The sequence below is a fragment of the Aquaspirillum sp. LM1 genome, assembly GCF_002002905.1.
Taxonomy (GTDB): domain Bacteria; phylum Pseudomonadota; class Gammaproteobacteria; order Burkholderiales; family Aquaspirillaceae; genus Rivihabitans.
In genome coordinates this window covers 1,421,581-1,442,526 of the sequence record NZ_CP019509.1, presented here as the reverse complement: position 1 = coordinate 1,442,526, position 20,946 = coordinate 1,421,581, and the positions used below count along the sequence as shown (strand labels likewise).

Genomic DNA, 20,946 nt, shown 5'->3' with positions numbered 1-20,946 from the left:
TGCTATAGTGGGGTGTCTCCCCCCACGACGCACTTGCCATGTCTGCCATCGAAACCGGGCTGCACAGCCCCCGCTACGCCGCATTGCCCCCGATCTTTTACCGGGTGGTGGCCCCACAAGCCTTGAACGAACCGCACTGGGCCGCCATCAGCCCAGATTGCGCCCGCCTGCTTGGGCTAGACCCTGCCCACGACTTTGACGACGACACCCTGGCCGTACTGGCCGGCAGCCGCCCGCCCGCCAGATTGCCGCCGCTGGCCACCGCCTACTCCGGCCACCAGTTTGGCGTCTGGGCCGGACAATTGGGCGATGGCCGCGCCCTGCTGCTGGGTGAACGCGACGGCCAGGATGGCCAGCGCCATGAAATCCAGCTCAAAGGCGCGGGCTCGACGCCGTTTTCACGCATGGGCGATGGCCGTGCAGTATTGCGTTCGTCGATCCGGGAATTTCTCTGTTCGGAAGCCATGGCTGGCCTAGGCATTCCCACCAGCCGGGCGCTGACACTGGTGGCGTCGTCCACCCTGGTGCGACGTGAAAGCCTGGAAACCGCTGCCGTGGTCTGCCGGGTGGCCCCCAGCTTTGTCCGCTTTGGCATGTTTGAGCATTTTTGCCACGGCAACCGGCCCGATGCACTGCGCCAGCTGGCCGACCATGTGATTGCCGCGCATTTTCCCGAGTGTCAGCAGGCCGAACAGCCCTACGCCGCCTGGTTTGAGCAGGTGATTGCCGCCAGCGCCCGGCTGGTGGCCGACTGGCAGGCGGTAGGGTTCTGCCATGGCGTGCTGAATACCGACAATATGTCGATTCTGGGCCTGACCCTGGATTACGGCCCGTTTGGCTTTCTGGATGGCTTTGACCCGGAGCATATCTGCAACCACTCCGACCACCAGGGCCGCTACGCCTTCCGCCGTCAGCCACACATCGTGTACTGGAACCTGCAACGGCTGGCTGCCGCGCTGTGGCCGCTGATTCGCGAAGAACGCCTGTTGCAGGCGCTGGAAACCTTTCAGCCCACGCTGGAAGCGGCCCTGGCCAGCCGCATGCAGGCCAAGCTGGGCTTGCAGCACTGGCAGGACGACGACTGGACCCTGCTCACCGACCTGCTCGACCTGATGGCCGCCCAGGGGGCCGACCACACGCTGACCTGGCGCCGGCTGTGCGCCGTCACCGCCCACGGCGACGATCCGGAACACTGCCGCGACCTGTTTCTCGACCGGGCCAGCTTTGACACCTGGCGGCAGCGCTACGCCGTCCGGTTGCAACAGGATGGCCAGCCCGACGCCCAGCGCAGTGCCGCCATGCGCCAGATCAACCCCTGTTATGTGCTGCGCAATCACCTGGCCGAACTGGCCATTCAGGCCGCGCAGGCGGGCAATTATCAGGAAATCAACCGCCTGCGTGCCTGCCTGAGCGATCCGTTTACCGAACGGCCAGAATATGCCGACTACGCCGGCCTGCCGCCAGACTGGGCACACACCCTGAGCGTGAGTTGTTCGAGTTAGGAAGGTGCTGACCCGGCGCAATCAATGTGTTGAGGGCACGCCCGCCCGGTGAGCCGGTCAAGTGAATGGTTGCAGTCATGCCGTCACGAAGTGACTCAGGGGTAGCCTCAATGCCGCGCCTGAGCACCGTAGGATCCTTCACCTTACAAATGAGGAAGGATGTCAACTTCGCGCCGGCCCAGGTAAGCACAGGGCTACGCCTGCCCGGCAGAATGCGTTAAAGTCACGCTTTTGCCCAACCTGTTGATGCCGATGTTGCCCTCGATTGCTTCCCGTCTGGCCGCCGAACTGGCGGTTCGTGAATCCCAGGTGGCCGCCACCATCCAGCTGCTGGATGAAGGTGCCACCGTGCCTTTCGTTGCCCGTTACCGCAAGGAGGCCACCGGCGGCCTGGACGACACCCAGCTGCGCCAGCTGGACGAACGCCTGCGCTACCTGCGCGAACTCGACGCCCGCCGCGACACCATCCTGGGCAGTATCCGCGAGCAAGGCAAACTGTCTGCCGAACTCGAAAGCGCGCTGTACGCCGCCCAGGACAAGACCACGCTGGAAGACCTCTACCTGCCCTACAAGCCCAAGCGGCGTACCAAGGCGCAGATGGCCCGCGAAGCCGGGCTGGAGCCGCTGGCCGACAGCCTGCTGGCCGACCCGACGCAAGACCCGCAACAGGCCGCGCTGGCCTATATCAACGCCGACGCTGGCGTGGCCGACGCCAAGGCGGCGCTGGACGGCGCGCGCGCCATCCTGATCGAGCGCATGGGCGAGCACGCTGGCCTGCTGGGTGAATTGCGGGAAAAACTCTGGCGAGAGGGCGAAATGCGCGCCACCCTGGTGGAAGGCAAGGCCGAAGCCGGGGCCAAGTTTGCCGATTATTTTGCCTACGCCGAGCCGATCCGGGCGATTCCGTCGCACCGGGCGCTGGCGCTGCTGCGTGGGCGCAACGAAGGCGTGCTGAATGTGCAGCTGGCCTGGCAGCCGGCAGATACGCCGACCACCCAGCGCAGCGACTACGAACAGATGATCGCCGACGTATTCCAGATTGCCGACCAGAGCCGCCCGGCAGATAAATGGCTGCTGGACAGTGTGCGCCTGGCCTGGCGGGCCAAGATGGTGCTGTCGCTGGAGCTGGAACTCACCCAGCGCCTGCGCGAAGCCGCAGAAACCGAGGCGATTCAGGTGTTTGCCCGCAATCTGCACGACCTCTTGCTGGCTGCGCCCGCCGGCCCGCGCGCCACGCTGGGGCTGGACCCCGGCCTGCGCACCGGGGTGAAGGTGGCGGTGACCGACGCCACCGGCAAGCTGGTGGACACCGGGGTGATTTATCCGCATGTGCCGCGCAATGAATGGGACAAATCCCTGGCGATTCTGGCTGCGCTGTGCGCCCGTCATCGGGTGGAGCTGATCGCCATTGGCAACGGCACCGCCAGCCGGGAAACCGACAAGCTGGCCGCCGACCTGATGCGCCTGCACCCCGAGCTGAAGCTGACCAAGCTGGTGGTGTCCGAAGCCGGTGCCTCGGTGTATTCCGCTTCGGAACTGGCCGCACGCGAGTTTCCCGAGCTGGATGTATCGCTGCGCGGCGCGGTGTCGATTGCCCGCCGCCTGCAAGACCCGCTGGCCGAGCTGGTGAAAATCGACCCGAAATCGATTGGCGTGGGCCAGTATCAGCACGATGTGAACCAAAGCCAGCTGGCGCGCTCGCTGGATGCGGTGGTGGAAGACTGCGTGAACGCGGTGGGCGTGGACGTCAACACCGCCTCGGCGGCGCTGCTGGCGCGGGTGTCCGGGCTGAACAGCACCATCGCCGGCAATATTGTCAGCTACCGCGACAGCCATGGTGCGTTCCGCCAGCGCAAGGCGCTGCTGAAAGTGCCGCGACTGGGCGACAAAACCTTCGAGCAGGCGGCGGGTTTCTTGCGCATCATGAACGGCGACAACCCGCTGGACCGCTCAGCGGTGCATCCGGAAGCCTACCCGCTGGTCGAGCGCATTGTGGCCCGCTGCAACAAGCCGGTGACCGCGCTGATTGGCGATGTCAGCGCGCTGAAAACGCTCAAGCCCAGCGACTACACCGACGAGCGTTTTGGCCTGCCCACGGTGATGGACATCCTGCGCGAGCTGGAAAAACCGGGCCGCGACCCGCGCCCGGAATTCAAGACCGCCACCTTTGCCGACGGCGTGGAAGACCTGGCCGACCTGCGCCCCGGCATGATTCTGGAAGGCGTGGTCACCAATGTGGCCAACTTTGGTGCCTTTATCGACATCGGCGTGCATCAGGACGGCCTGGTGCACATCTCGGCCTTGAGCAAGCAGTTTGTCGATGACCCGCGCAAGGTGGTCAAGGCCGGCGATGTGGTCAAGGTGAAAGTGATGGAAGTGGACGTCAAGCGCAAGCGGGTTGGCCTGAGCATGCGTCTGGACGACGAACCGGGTGCCAGCACGGCGCGCGGCCCGCGCGACGACAGCACGCCGCGCAAAGGCGGCGGCAAGCCAGCCCGCGAAGCGCCGCCCAGCAATAACGCCATGGCCGCCGCACTGGCCAAGCTGCGGCGTTAACACTCGGCGGATAACCGGGGCGCAGTGGCAGGTGGGCTTACGCCAGGCGCAAACGCGGGCCTGACGTTTGACTGGCGGCAGCCTGTTCGCGCAGAAACGCCAGCAGCGCCGGATCGCTGCCATACGCGGCATGGATGCGCAAAAACGACTGGCCCTGGCCGCTGGGTGAAAACAGCGTGCCCGGTGCCAGCAGAATGCCCACCTGTGCCGCCGCACGGGTGAGCTGATCGGCATCCAGCCCATCGGGCAGACGCGCCCATAAAAAAATCCCCTCGCCGTCGGCGTGCTCCAGCTGGATGCCGCAGGCCTGCAAGGCCGGCACGCTGGCGCGACGGGCGCGGGCCAGGCGTTCACGCAGTTGCTCGGTGTGCCGCCGGTAGCGACCACTTTCCAGAATATCGGTAATCACTGCCTCATTCAGCGCCGAGCCCGACAGCGTGCTCATCACCTTGTGTTCCAGCAGGCGTGGCAGCCAGTCGCTGGGCGCGGCAATATAGCCCAGGCGCAGGCCAGGGTTGAGCGTCTTGGAAAAACTGCCGACATACAGCACCCGCTGCAGGCCATCAATCTGCACCAGACGCATGCCCGGCTGGCTGGCCAGCTCGCCGTATACATCATCTTCCAGCACCCAGAAATCATGCCGCTCCGCCAGCAACAGCAGCCGGTGCGCCACCTGGGGCGAGGTGCAGCCCCCGGTGGGGTTGTGCAGCAGGGTCTGGGTAAACAGCAGGCGGGGACGGTGTTCCCTGGCCAGGGCATCCAGCACGTCCAGATCCGGCCCATCGGCCCGGCGCGGCACTGCCAGCACCTTGGCCCCCATTGCCCGCAGTTGGGCGTGAATCATGAAATAGCCCGGATCTTCCACCAGCACGCAGTCACCGGGGCGCACACTGGCGCGCAGCACCAGGTCAAACGCCTGGGTGGCACCCTGGGTGGTCAGCAGCTGGGCGGCGGGCAGTTGCACCTGCTGCTGAGCCAGGCGCAGGGCAATCTGTTCACGCACTGCCGGGTGGCCCTGTGCCGGGGCGGGCTGGGTGGCAAAGCGGTGACGGCGCAGCGCGCGGGTAATCACAGCCGGGGCCAGGGTGTCTTCCAGCCAGGCCTCAGGCAGAAAGCCCGAGCCTGCCGGCACACTGAACGGATTGCCGCCCAGTACGCCCTGCACCAGCCCCAGCGGCGTGTTGGGCAAGGTGGGGGTTTCTGCCGCCACCAGCGCCGGCGCCCCCATGCCAGGCCGGCGACAGACAAAATAGCCCGCCCCCACCCGCGAGCGGATACAGCCACGTGCCAGCAAGCGGTCGTAGGCATTCACCACGGTAAACACGCTCACTTCCAGCTGGGCGGCCAGCTGGCGCACCGACGGCAGGCGCGCGCCGTCACCCAGCCGGCCACTGTCGATGGCGGCAAGCATCTGGCTGACAATCTGGTCGGTGGCGGGCTGCTGGGGGTCGAGGGTAAACATCGGGCTTTCTCCGAAGAGGACAGGAACGGACGCATTATGGCGGGTGAAGCGGCCCGGCGTGGCAATTTGCGCCGGGTTTATCCTGCGCTTAGCGTCCCATCAGCAGCAGAAATGCCGTGCCCGCCAGCAATGCCGCCATCAGTTGGTTAAAGCGCTGGCGACGCTGTGGCTGATTCAGCAGTGAGCGCAGCAGCGAGCCAAACAGCGCCCACACCGACACACACGGGTAATTGACCAGCACCACCACCAGCGTGACCCAGCCAGCCGCCAGCAGCAGCGGCCATTCCGGTGGCAGAAACAGGCTGGCGGTGGAGGTGGCCATCACCCAGGCTTTCGGGTTGATCCACTGAAACGCGGCTGCCTGCCAGAAGCTTTGTGGCCGCGCCATCGGCGCATCCGCCACCGCCCCGGCGCGCAGCATCTGCCAGGCCATCCACAGCAGATAGCCACAGCCTGCCCAGGCCAGTGCGCTGTGCAGCCACGGCCACTGAATGAACACACTGCCCAGGCCCAGACACACCAGGCCAATCTGCACTGAATGGCCAATGCTCACCCCCAGCAGGTGCGGCAGGGTGCGCCGGTAGCCAAATGCCACGCCAGAGGCGGTCAGCATCACATTGTTCGGGCCAGGGGTGATTGACATCACGGTGGCGTAGGTGATCAGGGGAAGCAGCAGGGTGTCCATGGCAGGGTCTCCGTCAGGATGGGCTGCAGTGTATGCAGCAATGAAGCCATGCTAGGGCCCGCATGACGGAGTGGACAGTGACAGTCAGCACGCACTGTGCTGACAAAAAAACAGCACGGCAACAATGGCCGGGATAGGGTTTTTGACTGAGCACATCCCCTCAAAAGGGCCAGGCTGTTGCCGCTAGGGACGCGCTGATTGATTCAGACAAACCGTGTTTGCTAAAAGAAAAGCCCAGCAAAATCAACACCCTGGATTCCCACCTTCGCGGGAATGACGATTTTTTCAGCGTTTCCCTAGATAACAGCCTGGTCTGGCGCTACGGTTTTTTATCCAGCATCCCGGCACTGCGGGCAGCTTGCTCCAGCGCCTGAAACTGCTCGGGCTGGGCGGCAATCAGCCTTTGTGTTTGCAGCGCGTCCAGCACTTCACGCTGTTCCGGATGGCGGCGGTCCAGTGCAAGCAGTGCCTGGCTGAGCTTTTGCCGGACACGCCACGCCAGACCGGGGCGTACGCTCCAGTTGTATTCGGAATAAGCCGGCGTGGTGGCGATCACTCGCACGTCGTTCAGGTCGATCTTGTCGCTATCCAGCAGGCGCTGCCAGCCTGCGCTACCCAGCACGCCAGCGTCTACCTTGCCAGACGCCACCCACAGTGCGGTCACTTCATGCGAGCCAGAATAACGCAGCCGGCGAAAATCCGTGTCCGGGCGCAGGCCGTCGCGCTGCAAAAAATGGCGCGGCATCAGATGGCCGGCGGCGCTGGTTTGCGCACCGAAGGCAAACGTCTTGCCTTTCAGGTCTTTCAGATGGGCCACGCCGTTGTCCGCGTGGGCAATGAACACACTGGTGTGCTGTGGGTCTTCCTCACGCTGGGCAATCGGGCGAATGGCCCCCAGCTGGCTGGCCTGCACATAGCTGAAGCCACCCAGCCAGGCCAGATCCAGCTTGCCCCGGCCCAGCGCTTCGGCCACGCTGCTGTAGTCGGCCATCGGCACAAACTGAACCTTTTGCTTGAGGGTGGCGCTCAGGTAGCGCACCAGCGGTGCGTAGCGACGTTGCTGCTCATTCGGACCTTCATCGGGAATGGCCGACAACCGCAACACGCTGGCAGCGTGAGTCACGCCGGGCAGCAACACCAGCAGCAGCAGTAAACAGGCCGGTTTCATGGGCCGGGCTCCCATCAGTAACGGATAAACCGGCCAGACTGCTGGCCGGCACGCCGCCACAGCCAGACCCCGGCAATCAGCATTGGCAGCGACAGCCACTGGCCCATCGACAGATTCAGCGCCAGCAGGCCAAGAAAATTGTCTGGCTCGCGGGCAAATTCGGCAACAAACCGGCAGCTGCCGTAGCCCAGCAGGAACAGCGCCGACACTTTGCCGGTATCCCGTGGCCGCGCCGAGTACCACCATACCAGCACAAACAGCAGCAAGCCCTCCAGGGCAAACTGGTACAGCTGCGATGGATGGCGTGGCAGGCCGCCGTAGCTGGCCAGCCAAGTTTGCCATTCGGGGTGTTGCGCGGCCTGGATCAGGTCTTCCTGATGGGCTTGCGGAAACACCATGGCCCACGGCGCGCTGGGCTGGGTGACACGTCCCCACAGCTCGCCATTGAGGAAATTGCCAATCCGTCCGGCAGCCAGCCCCAGTGGCACCAGCGGCACGATAAAGTCGGTCACCTGTAAAAAATCCAGCCGATGGCGGCGGGCAAACAGCGCCATGGCCACCATCACCCCAAGAAACCCGCCATGAAACGCCATGCCACCTTCCCACACCCGCAAAATCGCCAGCGGGTCGGTCAGATAGTCTGCTGGCTTGTAAAACAGCACATAGCCCAGCCGCCCGCCCAGAATCACCCCGAGCACACCATAAAACAACAGGTCGTCGAGCATTTTTGGGGTGAAGCTGGTGTGTCCCTGGCGAATCCGGCGCAGGCCCAACACCATGAACAGCACAAAGCTGGCCAGATACATCAGGCCATACCAGCGCACGGCCAGCGGGCCCAGCGACAGGGCAACCGGGTCAAACTGTGGGTGAATCAGCACAGGCACTCCTTGGCAGACGGAACAAAGCGGCAATTATACCCATCGCGCCGCCAGTGCGGCGCACAGAACCGCATGACTCATGCTTGACAGCCGCAGCCATCCGGCTTAAATTAACCCCACAGCGCCGATTTGAGCTTCAGCTTGCGGGCGCTTTACAAATGCCGCTAAAGCGTACGGAAACCCGCACAGCTTTGGCTGGCGGTTTTTTGTTTTGGCCGGCCCCGCCCGGCAGCGCCGATTTAATGCACACAACTTGCAGGCGCTTGATAAATCTTGCTAAAGCGTGGCCCGTACGGGCTTCGCATTCACTTTCAGGAGTTTGCCGCCATGTACGATTGCCAATCTGACAGCTATACCGGCTTTGCCGTCAGCCCCACTGCTGCTGCCCATTTCCGTCGCCCGGCTCCCCTGGCCGCCGATGTGCATATCCGCGCGCTGCCTGGCCAGCTTGAGGTGCTGACCGAACTGGCACTGAGCAGCGAACGCCAGGGCTATCTGGCTGAACGGCGCGGCACCGGGCTGACCGTGTTTGATGTCACCCTGAGCGATGCGCTGGCGCTGAATCAGGCATTTGGCCAGCGCGCCACCTTCAGCGCCGAATTTCGCCTGGGTACGCCGATCCGCTTCCACGGCTAAGGCCCGCCTGCACCTCGTGCCATTTTGTGCTGGCCTGCATCAGGCCAGCACAATAGTTTATTTGTGCTATTGTGAACGCATATCTTCCCCACGCCCCCTGCCCAGGCACAGCGACCCCTCTTCAGATCTCTTGACCAACACACTATTTTCTTTTTTACCAGCCGGACCATGAGCGGAGTGATCTTGTTACGGAACAAACAATTGATCCGTCAACGCAGCTTGTGTGTACTGAATGGTGCGACATTTTGCCGGGCAATGGGCCAGACGCATGACCACCGTGTTTACCGCGTATTGGCCAGCTTCGAATTAAGCAATAGGTAACTTTACTGTGCTGAAATGGCCGCCTGATTTGCGGCTTAACCCCTTGCCAGCCAAGCAGATCCCACCTTGCCTTTTTACTATTGCACTCGGCTCCGGGGAGACAGCCGCTGTCTGAATGGCCGCTTGTGCTGACCAAATGGGCCAACAAAATGGGGATGACTCTCAGTTCTGCACGAATTTGCCCTGGATGGGGCTGGCAAGCGAGCGCAGGCTCGGCTAGACTACGTATAACTACTTAAAGTTGGTGCTGAGGTTTTTTTCAAATGCCAGATTATGGTAATCTCAGCACCGAAATCAGGTTGACCATGGTCAGCGCACGTCATGATCACACAAGGCCCACACCGGGCCAGTTGGTCTGGACACTCTGGAAAGCGTCAGGTTTACAGCATATGCGTATTAATTCTGCATACAAGAAGATCATCGAAGAAACCATGGAACGCTATGGTATTCATGATCACCGTCTGGAAATGGGTGGCAAGCATGCTCATCTTCTATTCAGCCATGATGGCCGTTCGCACAAGGTGACCATCCCCGGCAGCCCGTCCGATTCGCAGCGCGGCCTGAAAAACTTTGCCTGCGACTTGCGTCGGCGTATTGTCGGCATGAGTGTGGCCGCCTCCGGCCAAGCCAATGACGAAGAAATATTGCCCGACGCTGAACTGCTCAGCAAAGTGCGCCAGCGTCTGTACGCCAACCCACCGATGCAGGCCACTGAGCGCGATTTTCAGGCGCACAAGCTGCTCAGCGGGCACTTTCGCTCGGCGGTGGACATCGGCCAGGACGCCCATGCCGACCACCCGGCCACCTGGGGGGTCGAGCGCCTGGAACGGCTGGTCTGTCTGGGGCTGGCCGAAGGGGATGGTCAGGGGCGTTACCGCAAGATGGGTGGCACCCGCCAGTAAAAACAACGGGTGACTTGACATCCTCCCCCACTCAAAGACAGGGGATTCCTGCGGCGCCCATCCCGGCATCGAGCCGGAAGGCGTCGCTTCGGTGGGTTCCTGGCCCGACGCCCCAACTTCAGGCGAAGTCTCTGCACAACTAACCGGACGTGTCCCGCCCTTTAGAATATTCATCGCGCTAACCAGATCGGTGTTTTCCTGGAAACCGCATGCCACGCACAGAAACAGCACCTGCGTCTGGCGGTTGTCTGCCGATGCATGGCCACAGCACGGACACGTCCGACTCGTATTTCGTGGCGGCGCGGCGATGAGATGTCCATCGCTCCACGCCAGCTTGTCATCCAGTTGGCCCCTGAGCTCGAACCCGCTCTGATTAAAAATGGCTTTAGTTCATACCGGATTTGGCGCGGATGTTCTTGCCCGGCAGCTCGATGTTGCCAGCCGCTGACTTGGACATGTTCCGTCCCTGCAAGTCCTCAATACACACTATTCGCGTGGTTTTGGCTGATCATGGTCGTGGCTTTGTGCAGATAATCGCGACTGCGTACAGTTGGCATCAGCAAGGTGTACCGAATGGAACATGACCCAGTTGCCTGCGTTACAATCCCCTCCCTCTCCGGAATCACCATACAGGGACGTGCAATGTACATTATCTGGATTGGCTGGTTATACGTGGTGCTGATGTTCGCCCTGGGCCAGCGCACCCTGCCGATGACGGTGTTTGTATTGATCGTGCTGGGTGCCTTGCCCACCTGGCTGCTGCTGTTTGTGGTACGCAGGCGTCAGGCCATGAAGGCCGATGGCACGATCGAGCCGCGCAAGCGCCGCCAGCCGCGCGACGACGCTTGAGTAACTGCCGGGTAAGGTGCTAGAATTATAAGTTATCCAGTTGGCCAAAGGCGGCTGGATATACTCAAAATCCTCACATTCGCGCCGAAGGGTGTTCCGCAAGGCTGCGGGATTCTGTGCGTGAATGGCGGTCTAACCCTTTAGGAGTTTTCATGACCACTGCAGTCACCATGCGTCAAATGCTGGAAGCCGGCGTTCACTTCGGCCATCAAACCCGTTTCTGGAACCCGAAGATGAATCAGTACATCTTCGGCAGCCGCAACAAGATCCACATCATCAACCTGGAAAAGACCCTGCCGCTGTTCCTGGAAGCGCAGACCTACATCCGTCGTCTGGCTGCCAACAAGGGCACCGTGATGTTTGTGGGCACCAAGCGTCAGGCCCGCGAAATCGTACGTGAAGAAGCCGTGCGCGCTGGCGTGCCGTTTGTTGACCACCGCTGGCTGGGTGGCATGCTGACCAACTACAAGACGGTCAAGCAATCGATCAAGCGTCTGGAAGACAAGATGGCCCTCTTGGCCAGCGGCGAAGAAAGCGGCTACTCCAAGAAGGAACTGCTGGACCTGCAACGCGAAGTGGAAAAGCTCGAGCGCTCGCTGGGCGGCATCCGCGAAATGAAGGGCCTGCCGGACGCCATCTTCGTGATCGACACCGGCTACCAGAAGGGTGCCGTGGTTGAAGCCAAGAAGCTGGGCATCCCGGTGATCGGCGTGGTGGACACCAACAACTCGCCGGAAGGCATCGACTACGTGATTCCGGGTAACGATGACTCCAGCCGCGCCATTCGCCTGTACGCCCGTGGCATCGCCGACGCCGTGCTGGAAGGCCGTGCTCAGGCCATCCAGGAAATCGTCGCCGCCGCTGCTGCTGCCGAGCAGCCGGTTGCCGCCGAGTAATTCCGGCTGGCCTGACCGAAAAGGGGGCGCAAGCCCCTTTTTTCAAATCCACGCATTGATCTGAAGAATTGTCATCGGGCTGCGACATACTTGATGTGGCATCCCGTTAAAGAACTGAGGAGTGAAATATGGCGGACATTACCGCAAAGATGGTCGCTGACCTGCGCGCTGCAACGGGTCTGGGCATGATGGAATGCAAAAAAGCCCTGGTGGAAACCGAAGGCGACCTGAAGGCTGCTGAAGAACTGCTGCGGATCAAGTCCGGCAACAAGGCTTCCAAGCTGGCTGGCCGTACCGCTGCCGAAGGCGTGGTGGCTCAATTCATCTCCGCCGACGGCAAAGTGGGCGCACTGGTGGAAGTGAACAGCGAAACCGACTTCGTGGCCAAGGATGAAGGCTTTGTGGCATTTGCCAAGGCCGTGGCGCAAGCCGTGGTGACCGGCAACCCGGCTGATGTGGATGCGCTGGCCAATGTGGCCACCGCCGAAGGCCCGACCGTCGAAGAAGCCCGCAAGGCGCTGATCGCCAAACTGGGCGAAAACATGTCGGTGCGTCGCTTTGTGCGTTACGACACCGCCGGCAAGGTGGCTGCCTACCTGCACGGTGCCAAGATTGGCGTGCTGGTGGACTTCGCTGGCGACGACCAGATTGGCAAGGACGTGGCCATGCACATTGCCGCTTCCAAGCCGATTTGCGTGTCCAAAGACCAGGTGCCGGCTGAAACGCTGGAAACCGAACGCCGCATCTACACCGAACAGGCTGCCCAGTCCGGCAAGCCGGCTGACATCGTTGCCAAGATGGTGGAAGGCCGCATCAACAAATACCTGGCCGAAGTGACCCTGCTGGGCCAGCAGTTCGTCAAGAATCCGGACGTGAGCGTGGAAAAGCTGCTGAAGGACAACGGCGCTTCGGTCAACGCGTTCACCATGTTCGTGGTGGGTGAAGGCATCGAGAAGAAAGTGGAAGACTACGCTGCTGAAGTGGCTGCCGCTGCGGCTGCCATCAAGGGCTAATCCTCTTCTGCTGGACCCAAGGCACCCCCTCCAGGACTCCCGGGCAGCTGTCCGGGCGTCGTGCGGGGTGCTTTTTTACAAGCATTTTCCGCGTAGCGGAGATGGCTTGGTCAGGCCGATTGTGACCGGTGCAAAGCGGTTCACCACAGTCTGCCCGACCAAACCACTGCATGCTCTTATTGCCAAGGAACCCGTATGAGCCAGACCCCTGCCTACCGGCGCATTCTCGTCAAGCTGTCCGGTGAAGCCCTGATGGGCGACGACAGTTACGGCATCAACCGTGCTGTCATCGAAAAAATTGTCGGCGAAATCAAGGAAGTGGCCGAGCTGGGTGTCCAGGTCGGCGTGGTGATTGGTGGCGGCAACATCTTTCGCGGCATTGCCCCGGCCGCCTCGGGCATGGACCGCGCCACTGCTGACTACATGGGCATGCTGGCCACGGTGATGAACGCGCTGGCGCTGAAGGATGCCATGAGCAAGGCCGGCCTGGTGGCCCGCGTGCAATCGGCACTGACCATGCAGCAAGTGGCCGAGCCGTATGTGCGCGGCAAGGCCATGCAATACCTGGAAGAAGGTAAAATCGTGATCTTTGCCGCCGGCACCGGCAACCCGTTCTTTACCACCGATACCGCCGCCGCCTTGCGTGGCATCGAAATGGGCGCGGATGTGATGCTCAAGGCCACCAAGGTGGATGGCGTGTATACCGATGATCCGAAGAAAAACCCGGACGCGGTGCGCTATCAGACGCTGACCTTTGACGAAGCGATTGCCCGCAACCTGAAGGTGATGGACGCCACCGCCTTTGCCCTGTGCCGTGACCAGCAGTTTGACCTCAAGGTGTTCAGCATCTTCAAGCCGGGTGCGCTCAAGCGCGTGGTGCTTGGCGAAGACGAAGGCACCCTCGTACACTGCTGACCACAGCCGGCCTGCGCGCCAGGCTGAGATAACGCAAAATAGACTGACCGGAGCTGACAAGACCATGATCCAAGACGTGAAAAAACAAGCCGAAACCAAAATGCAGAAAACCCTGGAAGCCTTCCGGACCGACCTGACCAAGGTGCGCACCGGTCGTGCTCACACCGGGCTGCTGGATCATGTGATGGTGGACTACTACGGCAACCCGACCCCGATCAACCAGGTGGCCAACGTCACCCTGATCGACGCCCGCACCATTGGCGTGCAGGCCTGGGAAAAACCCATGGTTGCCAAGGTGGAAAAAGCCATCCGTGATTCTGATCTGGGGCTGAACCCGTCGGCCACCGGCGACGTGATCCGCGTGCCGATGCCGGCACTGACCGAAGAACGCCGTCGCGACCTGACCAAAGTGGTCAAGGCCGAAGCAGAAAACGCCCGCGTGGCAGTGCGCAATATCCGCCGCGACGCCAACAACGACTGCAAGAACCTGCTCAAGGACAAGGCGATTACCGAAGACGACGAACGTCGCGCCCAGGATGACATCCAGAAGCTGACCGACAAGTTCATCGTTGAAGTGGACAAGGCGCTGGCCGAGAAGGAAAAGGAACTGATGGCCGTATAAGGCGCCCCGCGCGTCTCCATGGCCAGGCACCGCCAGGCTGGCCCGCCATCACGGCGGCCAGTCGGCACCGTGTTGTCAGGGCGGCCAAAGGGCGGCCCAGTTTTCCTTAACCGAGCAGGATAGAGCCTTGTTCCACAGCGCCACGCAGACCATTCCCGACGTATCCGGCATTCCCCGCCATATTGCCATCATCATGGACGGCAATGGGCGCTGGGCCAAGAAACGCTTTCTTCCACGGGTAGCCGGCCACAAGCGCGGGGTGGAAGCAGTGCGCGATACGGTGAAATCCTGTGCGGCCATGGGGGTGGAATACCTCACCCTGTTTGCTTTTTCCAGCGAAAACTGGCGACGTCCGCAAGACGAAGTGTCGTTTTTGATGGAGCTGTTCCTGCAGGTGCTGGAGCGCGAAGTCGAGCGCCTGCACCGTAACAATATCCGCCTGAAAATCATCGGGGCCAACGAACGCTTCAACCCGGCCCTGCTGGAGCGCATTCATCGCGCTGAAGAAAAAACCGCCGCCAACAGCGGGCTGACACTGACCGTGGCCGCCGACTACGGTGGCCGCTGGGATGTGCTGCAGGCGGTCAAGCGTCTGTCCGCCGATCGCCAGGGCGACCTCAGCCAGATTAGCGAAGCCGATCTGAGCGCCCATCTGTCGATGGCCTACGCCCCCGAGCCCGACCTGTTCATCCGCACTGGCGGCGAACAGCGCATCAGCAATTTCCTGCTCTGGCAGCTGGCTTATACCGAACTGCACTTTACCCAGACCCTGTGGCCGGATTTCAACCGCGCCGCGCTGGATCTGGCGATTGACTCCTACCGTCACCGCGAGCGCCGTTTCGGGCGCACCACCGAGCAGCTTGACCCGGCGCAGCGCCGGGCAGAATAAGGCCTGCCATGCTGATTCCACGCATCATCACCGCCATTTTTCTGGTGGCATTCATGCTGGGTGGGGTGTTTTACCTGCCCACCGCCTACTGGCCGGCGTTTGCCGCTGCCATCATCTTGCCGGCGCTGTGGGAATGGACCCGGCTGTTTCGCATCACTGGCCTGGCGCAGGCCGGCTATCTGCTGCTGTCGGCAGCGATGATGGGCGCGGTGGCGCAAACCGGCCTGCTGCCTGGTCTGGGCATGCATCTGCTGGTGCTGGTGCTGTGGCTGGTGGTGGTGCCCGCCTGGCTGCTGCAACGCTGGACGCTGACCGATCGCGCCCAGGCTGCCATGCTCGGCTGGCTGCTGCTGCTGCCGGCCTGGTTTGCCCTGCTGGCCTGGCGACCCGGCCCCGAGCAAGGTGCCGCCTTGCTGGCGGTGATGGCGCTGGTGTGGATTGCCGACACCGCCGCCTACTTTGCCGGTCGTGCGTTTGGCAAGCACAAACTGGCCCCGGCCATCAGCCCTGGCAAAAGCTGGGAAGGCGTGGCCGGCGCGCTGCTGGCCACCGGGGTCTACACGCTGTGGGTGGGCCAGTCCGGCCTGTTTGAATTTGTCCTGCCGTGGTGGGGCTGGCTGGCGGTGGGCTGGGGCCTGACCGCCGTCAGTGTGATTGGCGATTTGCTGGAATCCTGGTTCAAGCGCGCCGCCGGAGTGAAAGACAGCAGCCAGCTGCTGCCCGGCCATGGCGGTGTGCTCGACCGCATCGACAGCCTGATTGCCGTGCTGGCGGTCAGCCAGGCCGCCCGCTACCTTGCCACCCATTCGCTGTAAGGCGCACCCCATGACTTTGCAAGGCCTGACCATTCTTGGTGCCACTGGCACCATCGGCGTCAACACCCTGGACGTGGCAAGCCGCCATCCCGAGCGTTTTCGCATCATCGCCCTGACCGGGCAATCCCAACTGGACAAGCTGGCCGAGCAATGTCTGCGCTTTGCCCCGCGCTACGCCGTGGTGCTTGATGCCGCCGCTGCCAGCGTGCTGAGCGCGCAACTGGCCGCCGCCGGCAGCGCCACCGAAGTGCTGTACGGCGCTGACGCGCTGGCCCAAGTGGCCACCCTGCCGGAAGTGGACATGGTGATGGCAGCAATTGTTGGTGCCGCCGGCCTGCCGCCCACGCTGGCGGCGGTGCGCGCGGGCAAGCGCGTACTGCTGGCCAACAAGGAATCGCTGGTGATGGCGGGCGAGCTGTTCATCAACGCCGTGCGCGCCAGCGGCAGCGTGCTGCTGCCAATTGATAGCGAGCACAACGCCATTTTTCAGGCGCTGCCGGCAGATTATCACGGTGACCTGAGCGCAGCCGGCGTGGACAAGATTGTGCTCACCGCTTCTGGCGGCCCGTTTCGCGGCTGGTCGGCGGCGCAACTGGCTGAGGTGACCCCGGCCATGGCGGTCAAACACCCCAACTGGGTGATGGGCCGCAAAATTTCGGTGGACTCCGCCACGCTGATGAACAAGGGCCTGGAAGTGATCGAGGCGCGCTGGCTGTTCAATGCTCCGCCGCAGGCGATTGAGGTGATTGTCCATCCGCAAAGCGTGATTCACTCGATGGTGCGCTACCGCGACGGCTCGGTGGTGGCCCAGCTGGGCACACCGGACATGCGCACGCCGATTGCCCATGCGCTGGCCTGGCCGGACCGGATGGACGCCGGGGTGGCCGCGCTGGACTTTGCCAGCCTGTCGGCGCTCACCTTTGAAGCGCCGGACACCACGCATTTTCCGTGTCTGCGCCTGGCATTTGACGCGCTGAACGCTGGCGGCAACGCCCCGGCGGTGCTCAATGCCGCCAACGAACTGGCGGTGGCGGCGTTTCTGGACGGGCAGCTGGCGTTTACCGGCATTCCCACCCTGGTGGAAACCGCCCTGACCCGCTTTGCCGGTCAGGGCAGCGACAGCGTGGACGCCCTGCTGGCCTGCGATCACGAAGTGCGGGCATTCTGCCGCCAGAAGCTGGCATGACCATGCTCGGAACCCTGCTGGCATTTGCCGTGGCCATTGGTGTATTGGTCACATTTCATGAATTTGGCCATTACTGGGTGGCGCGGCGCTGTGGGGTGAAAGTGCTGCGGTTTTCCATCGGGTTTGGCAAACCGCTATACACCGTGCGCTGGCGCGGCACCGACTGGACCCTGTCGCCGATTCCGCTGGGTGGCTATGTCAAGATGCTCGACGAGCGCGAAGTCGAGGTGCCGGCCAGCGAGCGTCATCTGTCGTTCAATGCTCAGCCAGTGGGCCGGCGTATGGCGATTGTCGCCGCCGGGCCGCTGGCCAACCTGCTGCTGGCCGTGATCCTGTACTGGCTGGTGTTTCTGTCCGGGGTCACCTGGCTCAAGCCGGGGGTCGGGTCGGTGCTGCCGGAATCGCCTGCTGCCGCTGCCGGGTTTCGCGGTGGCGAAATGATTGCTGCGGTCAATGGCCAGAGCGTCAGCAGCTGGCAGGACGTGCGCCTGGCGATGATGGAAGGCCTGAGCAATGGCGAGCTGAGCTTTACCCTTAGCCATCCCGTCGGCAGCGTGCTCAGCGTGCCACCTGGCCGACTGGCGGCACTGGGCACTGAAGCCAGCAGCTTGTCGCGCTTTGGCCTGTCGCCGGTGCGGGTGCTGGCCGAAATTGCCATGGTTGACCCCGCCGGGGCCGGCGCGCGTGGCGGCCTGCAAGTGGGTGACCGCCTCCTGGCGGTGAATGGCCAGCCAATCAGCCGCTGGGAACAGTTTACCCAGGCGATTCATCACCATCCGGCCCAGCCCTTGCGGCTGGACGTCTCCCGCCATGGCCACACCGTCAGCCTGACCGTCACCCCGGACAGCGTGGCGGGCGAATCCGGCCAGCGCCAGGGCCGGCTGGGCGTGGGCCCGCGTCAGGACAGCGCCTGGATGGACAGCCTGCGCATGACCCGTCAGGATGGGCCGGTTGATGCCCTGCTGGCGGCGATGGACAAAACCGCCGACACCGCCTGGACCAGCCTGGTGATGATGGGCAAAATGCTGCTGGGCCGGGTGTCCATGGACAATCTGTCCGGCCCGCTGATGATTGCCGACTACGCCGGACAGAGCGCCCGCCAGGGCTCGCAGTCGTATCTGGAGTTCATGGCCTTGATCAGCATCAGCCTGGCCGTGCTGAATCTGTTGCCGATTCCGGTGCTCGACGGCGGCCACTTGATGTATTATACGGTCGAGTTATTGCGTGGGCGTCCGGTGTCCGAACGCACGCTGGCCTGGGGCCAGCGCATCGGCCTGGCCGCATTGGCCGCCCTCATGGCATTTGCGCTTTTCAACGACATTCAACGTCTCGTGACGGGTTAACCGCCAATCTTATGAAAATCAAGACACTTGCTCTCTCCCTCATGGGCCTGTCGCTGGCGCCGCTGGCCTGGGCTGTTGATCCGTTTGTGGTCAAGGATATCCGGGTAGAAGGCCTGCAACGCACCGAACCCGGTACCGTATTCAACTATCTGCCGGTAAAAGTGGGCGACACCTTCTCCGACGACAAGGCCTCTGCCGCCATCAAGGCGCTGTTCGCCACCGGGTTTTTTGCCGACGTGCGCATCGAAACCGAAGGCGAGGTGATGATTGTCGCCATCACCGAACGTCCGGTGATTGCCGAACTGACCATCAACGGTGCCAAGGAATTCGACAGCAAGCAGCTGAAAAAAGCCCTGAAAGACAACGGTCTGTCCGAGTCGCGGGTATTCGACAAATCCGTGCTGGAGCAGGCTGAACAGGAACTCAAGCGCCAGTATTACAGCAAGGGCAAGTACTCGGTAGAAATCACCTCGCGGGTGACCAAGCTGGAGCGCAACCGCGTGGCGCTGACGCTGGACATCAACGAAGGCGTAGCCGCCCGCATCAAGCAGATCAAGATTGTCGGCGCGCAGGCGTTCAAGGAAGGCGACCTGCTCGACGAATTTGCCCAGACCGACTCCGGCTGGCTGACCTGGCTGACCCGCGACGACCAGTATTCCAAACAAAAGCTGCAGGGCGACCTCGAACGCCTGCGCTCGTACTACCTCAATCGCGGCTACTTCGAATTCAACATCGACTCCACCCAGGTGTCGATCAGCCCGGACAAGCGTGATGTGTACATCACCATCAACGTCAACGAAGGGCAAAAATACACCGTGTCCGACGTGCGCTTTGCCGGTGACCTGACCGTGCCGGAAGCCACGCTGAAACCGCTGGTGCAGATCAAGCCGGGCGACACCTTCACCCGCGAAAAGGTCAACGACAGCGTCACCGCCATCACCGACCTGCTGGGCAACAGCGGCTACGCCTTTGCCAACGTCAACGCCGTGCCGGAAGTGGACAAGGACAAGCGCCTGGTGGCGTTTACCTTCTTTGTCGATCCGGGCCGTCGTGTGTACGTGCGCCGCATCAATGTGGCCGGCAACACCCGCACCCGCGACGAAGTGGTGCGCCGTGAAATGCGCCAGATGGAAAGCGGCTGGTACGACAACCAGAAAATCAAGCGCAGCAAGGAACGTCTGGACCTGCTTGGCTACTTTACCGACGTGAACATCGAAACCCCGGCAGTGACCGACACCGCCGACCAGGTGGATGTGAATGTCAGCGTCACCGAAAAACCGACCGGCAGCGTACAGCTGGGTGCCGGCTTCTCGCAGGACAACGGCTTTGCCCTGTCGGCGTCGATCTCGCAGAGCAACTTCTTTGGCTCGGGCAAGGCCGTGTCGGCGGGCTTTAACACCGACAAGGTCAACGAATACTACAACCTGTCGTTCACCGACCCGTACTTTACCGTCGATGGCACCAGCCTGGGTTACGACGTCTACCGCAAGACCTACGACCCCAGCCAGAAGGATCGCGGTCAGTACAAGACCAAGACTACCGGCTTCACCGTGCGCGCGGGCGTGCCGATTACCGAATTCGACCGCATCAACTTCAGCGCCGGTTTTGAAAACACCAAGCTGGGCCTGTTCTCCGACAGCCCGAAGCGCTATATCGACTTTGTTGACGAATATGGCAGCAGCAACAACAGCATCCTGTCTTCGGTCAGCTGGGCGCGCGACACCCGCGACTCGGCGCTGTGGCCCACCAAGGGCAATGTGACCAAAACCGCCGCCGAATTTGCCCTGCCGGGTGGCGATGTGCAGTACTACCGCTTCAGCGTGAGCAACCAGTGGTACTACCCGATCAGCAAGAGCCTGACGCTGATGCTCAATGGCGAACTGGGCATGGTCAACAGCTGGTCGAAGAAAAAGCTGCCGTTCTACGAAAACTTCTACTTGGGCGGCATCAGCTCGGTGCGCGGGTTTGAGTCGGGCAGTATTGGCGCGCAGGACGAAAACGACAACGCCTACGGCGGCACCCGCCGTGCCGTGTTCAATATCGAAGTGCTGTTCCCCTTCCCGGGCATGCGTGACGACAAGACCCTGCGTCTGTCCACCTTCCTGGATGCGGGTACCGTGTTTGGCGGCCAGTTCAATAGCGGCACCAACTGGCGCGACAACCTGCGCTACTCCACCGGTCTGGGCGTGTCGTGGATTTCACCGCTGGGCCCGATGCGCTTCAGCTTCTCGCAGCCGCTGCACAAGAAATCCGGTGACCATATCGAGCGCTTCCAGTTTACCCTGGGCACCTCGTTCTGACCTGGCGC

The 20,946-nt window shown here is 62.4% G+C and carries 18 protein-coding genes, 1 pseudogene and 1 riboswitch; of the genes and pseudogenes, 14 read left to right on the top strand and 5 right to left on the bottom strand.

Annotated elements, in window-relative coordinates; all coding sequences use genetic code 11:
• Window positions 1-38 precede the first annotated feature (38 nt).
• Entirely contained in the window at window positions 39-1,502 is a 1,464-nt protein-coding gene (locus tag BXU06_RS06200) for a YdiU family protein (RefSeq protein WP_077297838.1), read from the top strand.
• A 252-nt stretch (window positions 1,503-1,754) separates the two neighbouring features.
• The gene (locus BXU06_RS06195) at window positions 1,755-4,058 is read left to right on the top strand and encodes a Tex family protein (RefSeq protein WP_077297836.1); all 2,304 of its coding nucleotides are present in this window, start codon (window positions 1,755-1,757) and stop codon (window positions 4,056-4,058) included.
• A gap of 37 nt (window positions 4,059-4,095) precedes the next feature.
• Here BXU06_RS06195 and BXU06_RS06190 read toward each other — a convergent pair whose 3' ends face one another.
• From BXU06_RS06190 to lgt, 4 genes are all read right to left on the bottom strand, one after another.
• A complete protein-coding gene (locus BXU06_RS06190; protein WP_077297834.1) occupies window positions 4,096-5,520 on the bottom strand; it encodes a PLP-dependent aminotransferase family protein in 1,425 nt (474 codons plus the stop codon).
• Window positions 5,521-5,608: 88 nt separating this feature from the next.
• Window positions 5,609-6,205, bottom strand: a complete 597-nt coding sequence (locus BXU06_RS06185; protein ID WP_077297832.1) for a LysE family translocator — start codon at window positions 6,203-6,205, stop codon at window positions 5,609-5,611.
• Window positions 6,206-6,524: 319 nt separating this feature from the next.
• Window positions 6,525-7,373, bottom strand: a complete 849-nt coding sequence (locus BXU06_RS06180; RefSeq protein ID WP_150125121.1) for a putative selenate ABC transporter substrate-binding protein — start codon at window positions 7,371-7,373, stop codon at window positions 6,525-6,527.
• Window positions 7,374-7,387: 14 nt separating this feature from the next.
• Window positions 7,388-8,251 carry a prolipoprotein diacylglyceryl transferase gene (gene lgt / locus BXU06_RS06175; RefSeq protein WP_077297828.1) on the bottom strand — a complete coding sequence of 288 codons (864 nt, stop codon included), beginning with the start codon at window positions 8,249-8,251 and terminating at the stop codon, window positions 7,388-7,390.
• Window positions 8,252-8,362: 111 nt separating this feature from the next.
• Window positions 8,363-8,440, top strand: a riboswitch (SAM riboswitch).
• 138 nt (window positions 8,441-8,578) lie between these two features.
• Here lgt and BXU06_RS06170 point away from each other — a divergent pair.
• Window positions 8,579-8,887, top strand: a complete 309-nt coding sequence (locus BXU06_RS06170; protein ID WP_077297826.1) for a hypothetical protein — start codon at window positions 8,579-8,581, stop codon at window positions 8,885-8,887.
• A gap of 710 nt (window positions 8,888-9,597) precedes the next feature.
• Window positions 9,598-10,110, top strand: a complete 513-nt coding sequence (locus BXU06_RS18090) for a hypothetical protein (protein ID WP_171982057.1) — start codon at window positions 9,598-9,600, stop codon at window positions 10,108-10,110.
• Window positions 10,111-10,281: 171 nt separating this feature from the next.
• Here BXU06_RS18090 and BXU06_RS18590 read toward each other — a convergent pair.
• Window positions 10,282-10,491 (bottom strand): annotated as a pseudogene (locus BXU06_RS18590) (zinc ribbon domain-containing protein); the annotation flags it as partial.
• 261 nt (window positions 10,492-10,752) lie between these two features.
• Between BXU06_RS18590 and BXU06_RS06160 the strand changes: the two are divergent.
• The 10 genes from BXU06_RS06160 to bamA all read left to right on the top strand — a co-directional run bounded on the left by BXU06_RS06160 (window position 10,753) and on the right by bamA (window position 20,938).
• A complete protein-coding gene (locus tag BXU06_RS06160) occupies window positions 10,753-10,959 on the top strand; it encodes a hypothetical protein (protein ID WP_077297824.1) in 207 nt (68 codons plus the stop codon).
• A 152-nt stretch (window positions 10,960-11,111) separates the two neighbouring features.
• Window positions 11,112-11,855: a 30S ribosomal protein S2 gene (gene rpsB / locus BXU06_RS06155; RefSeq protein ID WP_077297822.1), complete on the top strand. Its 744-nt coding sequence runs from the start codon at window positions 11,112-11,114 to the stop codon at window positions 11,853-11,855.
• A gap of 128 nt (window positions 11,856-11,983) precedes the next feature.
• Window positions 11,984-12,868, top strand: a complete 885-nt coding sequence (gene tsf / locus BXU06_RS06150) for a translation elongation factor Ts (protein ID WP_077297820.1) — start codon at window positions 11,984-11,986, stop codon at window positions 12,866-12,868.
• Window positions 12,869-13,063: 195 nt separating this feature from the next.
• Window positions 13,064-13,783 carry a UMP kinase gene (gene pyrH, locus BXU06_RS06145; protein ID WP_077297818.1) on the top strand — a complete coding sequence of 240 codons (720 nt, stop codon included), beginning with the start codon at window positions 13,064-13,066 and terminating at the stop codon, window positions 13,781-13,783.
• Between the two features lie 64 nt (window positions 13,784-13,847).
• Complete coding sequence (gene frr / locus BXU06_RS06140; protein WP_077297816.1) at window positions 13,848-14,405, top strand: ribosome recycling factor; 558 nt, start codon at window positions 13,848-13,850, stop codon at window positions 14,403-14,405.
• Window positions 14,406-14,532: 127 nt separating this feature from the next.
• Window positions 14,533-15,294, top strand: a complete 762-nt coding sequence (locus tag BXU06_RS06135; protein WP_171982126.1) for an isoprenyl transferase — start codon at window positions 14,533-14,535, stop codon at window positions 15,292-15,294.
• An 8-nt stretch (window positions 15,295-15,302) separates the two neighbouring features.
• On the top strand, window positions 15,303-16,109 hold the full coding sequence (locus BXU06_RS06130; protein WP_077297814.1) for a phosphatidate cytidylyltransferase: 807 nt from the start codon (window positions 15,303-15,305) through the stop codon (window positions 16,107-16,109).
• Between the two features lie 10 nt (window positions 16,110-16,119).
• On the top strand, window positions 16,120-17,295 hold the full coding sequence (ispC, locus tag BXU06_RS06125; protein WP_077297812.1) for a 1-deoxy-D-xylulose-5-phosphate reductoisomerase: 1,176 nt from the start codon (window positions 16,120-16,122) through the stop codon (window positions 17,293-17,295).
• Complete coding sequence (gene rseP, locus BXU06_RS06120) at window positions 17,292-18,638, top strand: RIP metalloprotease RseP (protein ID WP_077297810.1); 1,347 nt, start codon at window positions 17,292-17,294, stop codon at window positions 18,636-18,638. Before ispC ends, rseP begins: the two co-directional genes overlap by 4 nt.
• Window positions 18,639-18,679: 41 nt before the next feature.
• A complete protein-coding gene (bamA, locus tag BXU06_RS06115; protein ID WP_253189532.1) occupies window positions 18,680-20,938 on the top strand; it encodes an outer membrane protein assembly factor BamA in 2,259 nt (752 codons plus the stop codon).
• Window positions 20,939-20,946: the final 8 nt, after the last annotated feature.

Excerpts from the sequence above, each read along its gene's own strand:
- ispC (WP_077297812.1), top strand. The coding sequence starts at position 16,120 with ATGACTTTGCAAGGCCTGACCATTCTTGGTGCCACTGGCACCATCGGC.
- pyrH (WP_077297818.1), top strand. The coding sequence starts at position 13,064 with ATGAGCCAGACCCCTGCCTACCGGCGCATTCTCGTCAAGCTGTCCGGT.
- frr (WP_077297816.1), top strand. The coding sequence starts at position 13,848 with ATGATCCAAGACGTGAAAAAACAAGCCGAAACCAAAATGCAGAAAACC.
- rpsB (WP_077297822.1), top strand. The coding sequence starts at position 11,112 with ATGACCACTGCAGTCACCATGCGTCAAATGCTGGAAGCCGGCGTTCAC.
- BXU06_RS06160 (WP_077297824.1), top strand. The coding sequence starts at position 10,753 with ATGTACATTATCTGGATTGGCTGGTTATACGTGGTGCTGATGTTCGCC.
- bamA (WP_253189532.1), top strand. The coding sequence starts at position 18,680 with ATGGGCCTGTCGCTGGCGCCGCTGGCCTGGGCTGTTGATCCGTTTGTG.
- BXU06_RS06185 (WP_077297832.1), bottom strand. The coding sequence starts at position 6,205 with ATGGACACCCTGCTGCTTCCCCTGATCACCTACGCCACCGTGATGTCA.
- BXU06_RS06170 (WP_077297826.1), top strand. The coding sequence starts at position 8,579 with ATGTACGATTGCCAATCTGACAGCTATACCGGCTTTGCCGTCAGCCCC.
- rseP (WP_077297810.1), top strand. The coding sequence starts at position 17,292 with ATGACCATGCTCGGAACCCTGCTGGCATTTGCCGTGGCCATTGGTGTA.
- BXU06_RS06195 (WP_077297836.1), top strand. The coding sequence starts at position 1,755 with ATGTTGCCCTCGATTGCTTCCCGTCTGGCCGCCGAACTGGCGGTTCGT.
- BXU06_RS06190 (WP_077297834.1), bottom strand. The coding sequence starts at position 5,520 with ATGTTTACCCTCGACCCCCAGCAGCCCGCCACCGACCAGATTGTCAGC.
- BXU06_RS18090 (WP_171982057.1), top strand. The coding sequence starts at position 9,598 with ATGCGTATTAATTCTGCATACAAGAAGATCATCGAAGAAACCATGGAA.
- BXU06_RS06130 (WP_077297814.1), top strand. The coding sequence starts at position 15,303 with ATGCTGATTCCACGCATCATCACCGCCATTTTTCTGGTGGCATTCATG.
- tsf (WP_077297820.1), top strand. The coding sequence starts at position 11,984 with ATGGCGGACATTACCGCAAAGATGGTCGCTGACCTGCGCGCTGCAACG.
- BXU06_RS06180 (WP_150125121.1), bottom strand. The coding sequence starts at position 7,373 with ATGAAACCGGCCTGTTTACTGCTGCTGCTGGTGTTGCTGCCCGGCGTG.
- BXU06_RS06200 (WP_077297838.1), top strand. The coding sequence starts at position 39 with ATGTCTGCCATCGAAACCGGGCTGCACAGCCCCCGCTACGCCGCATTG.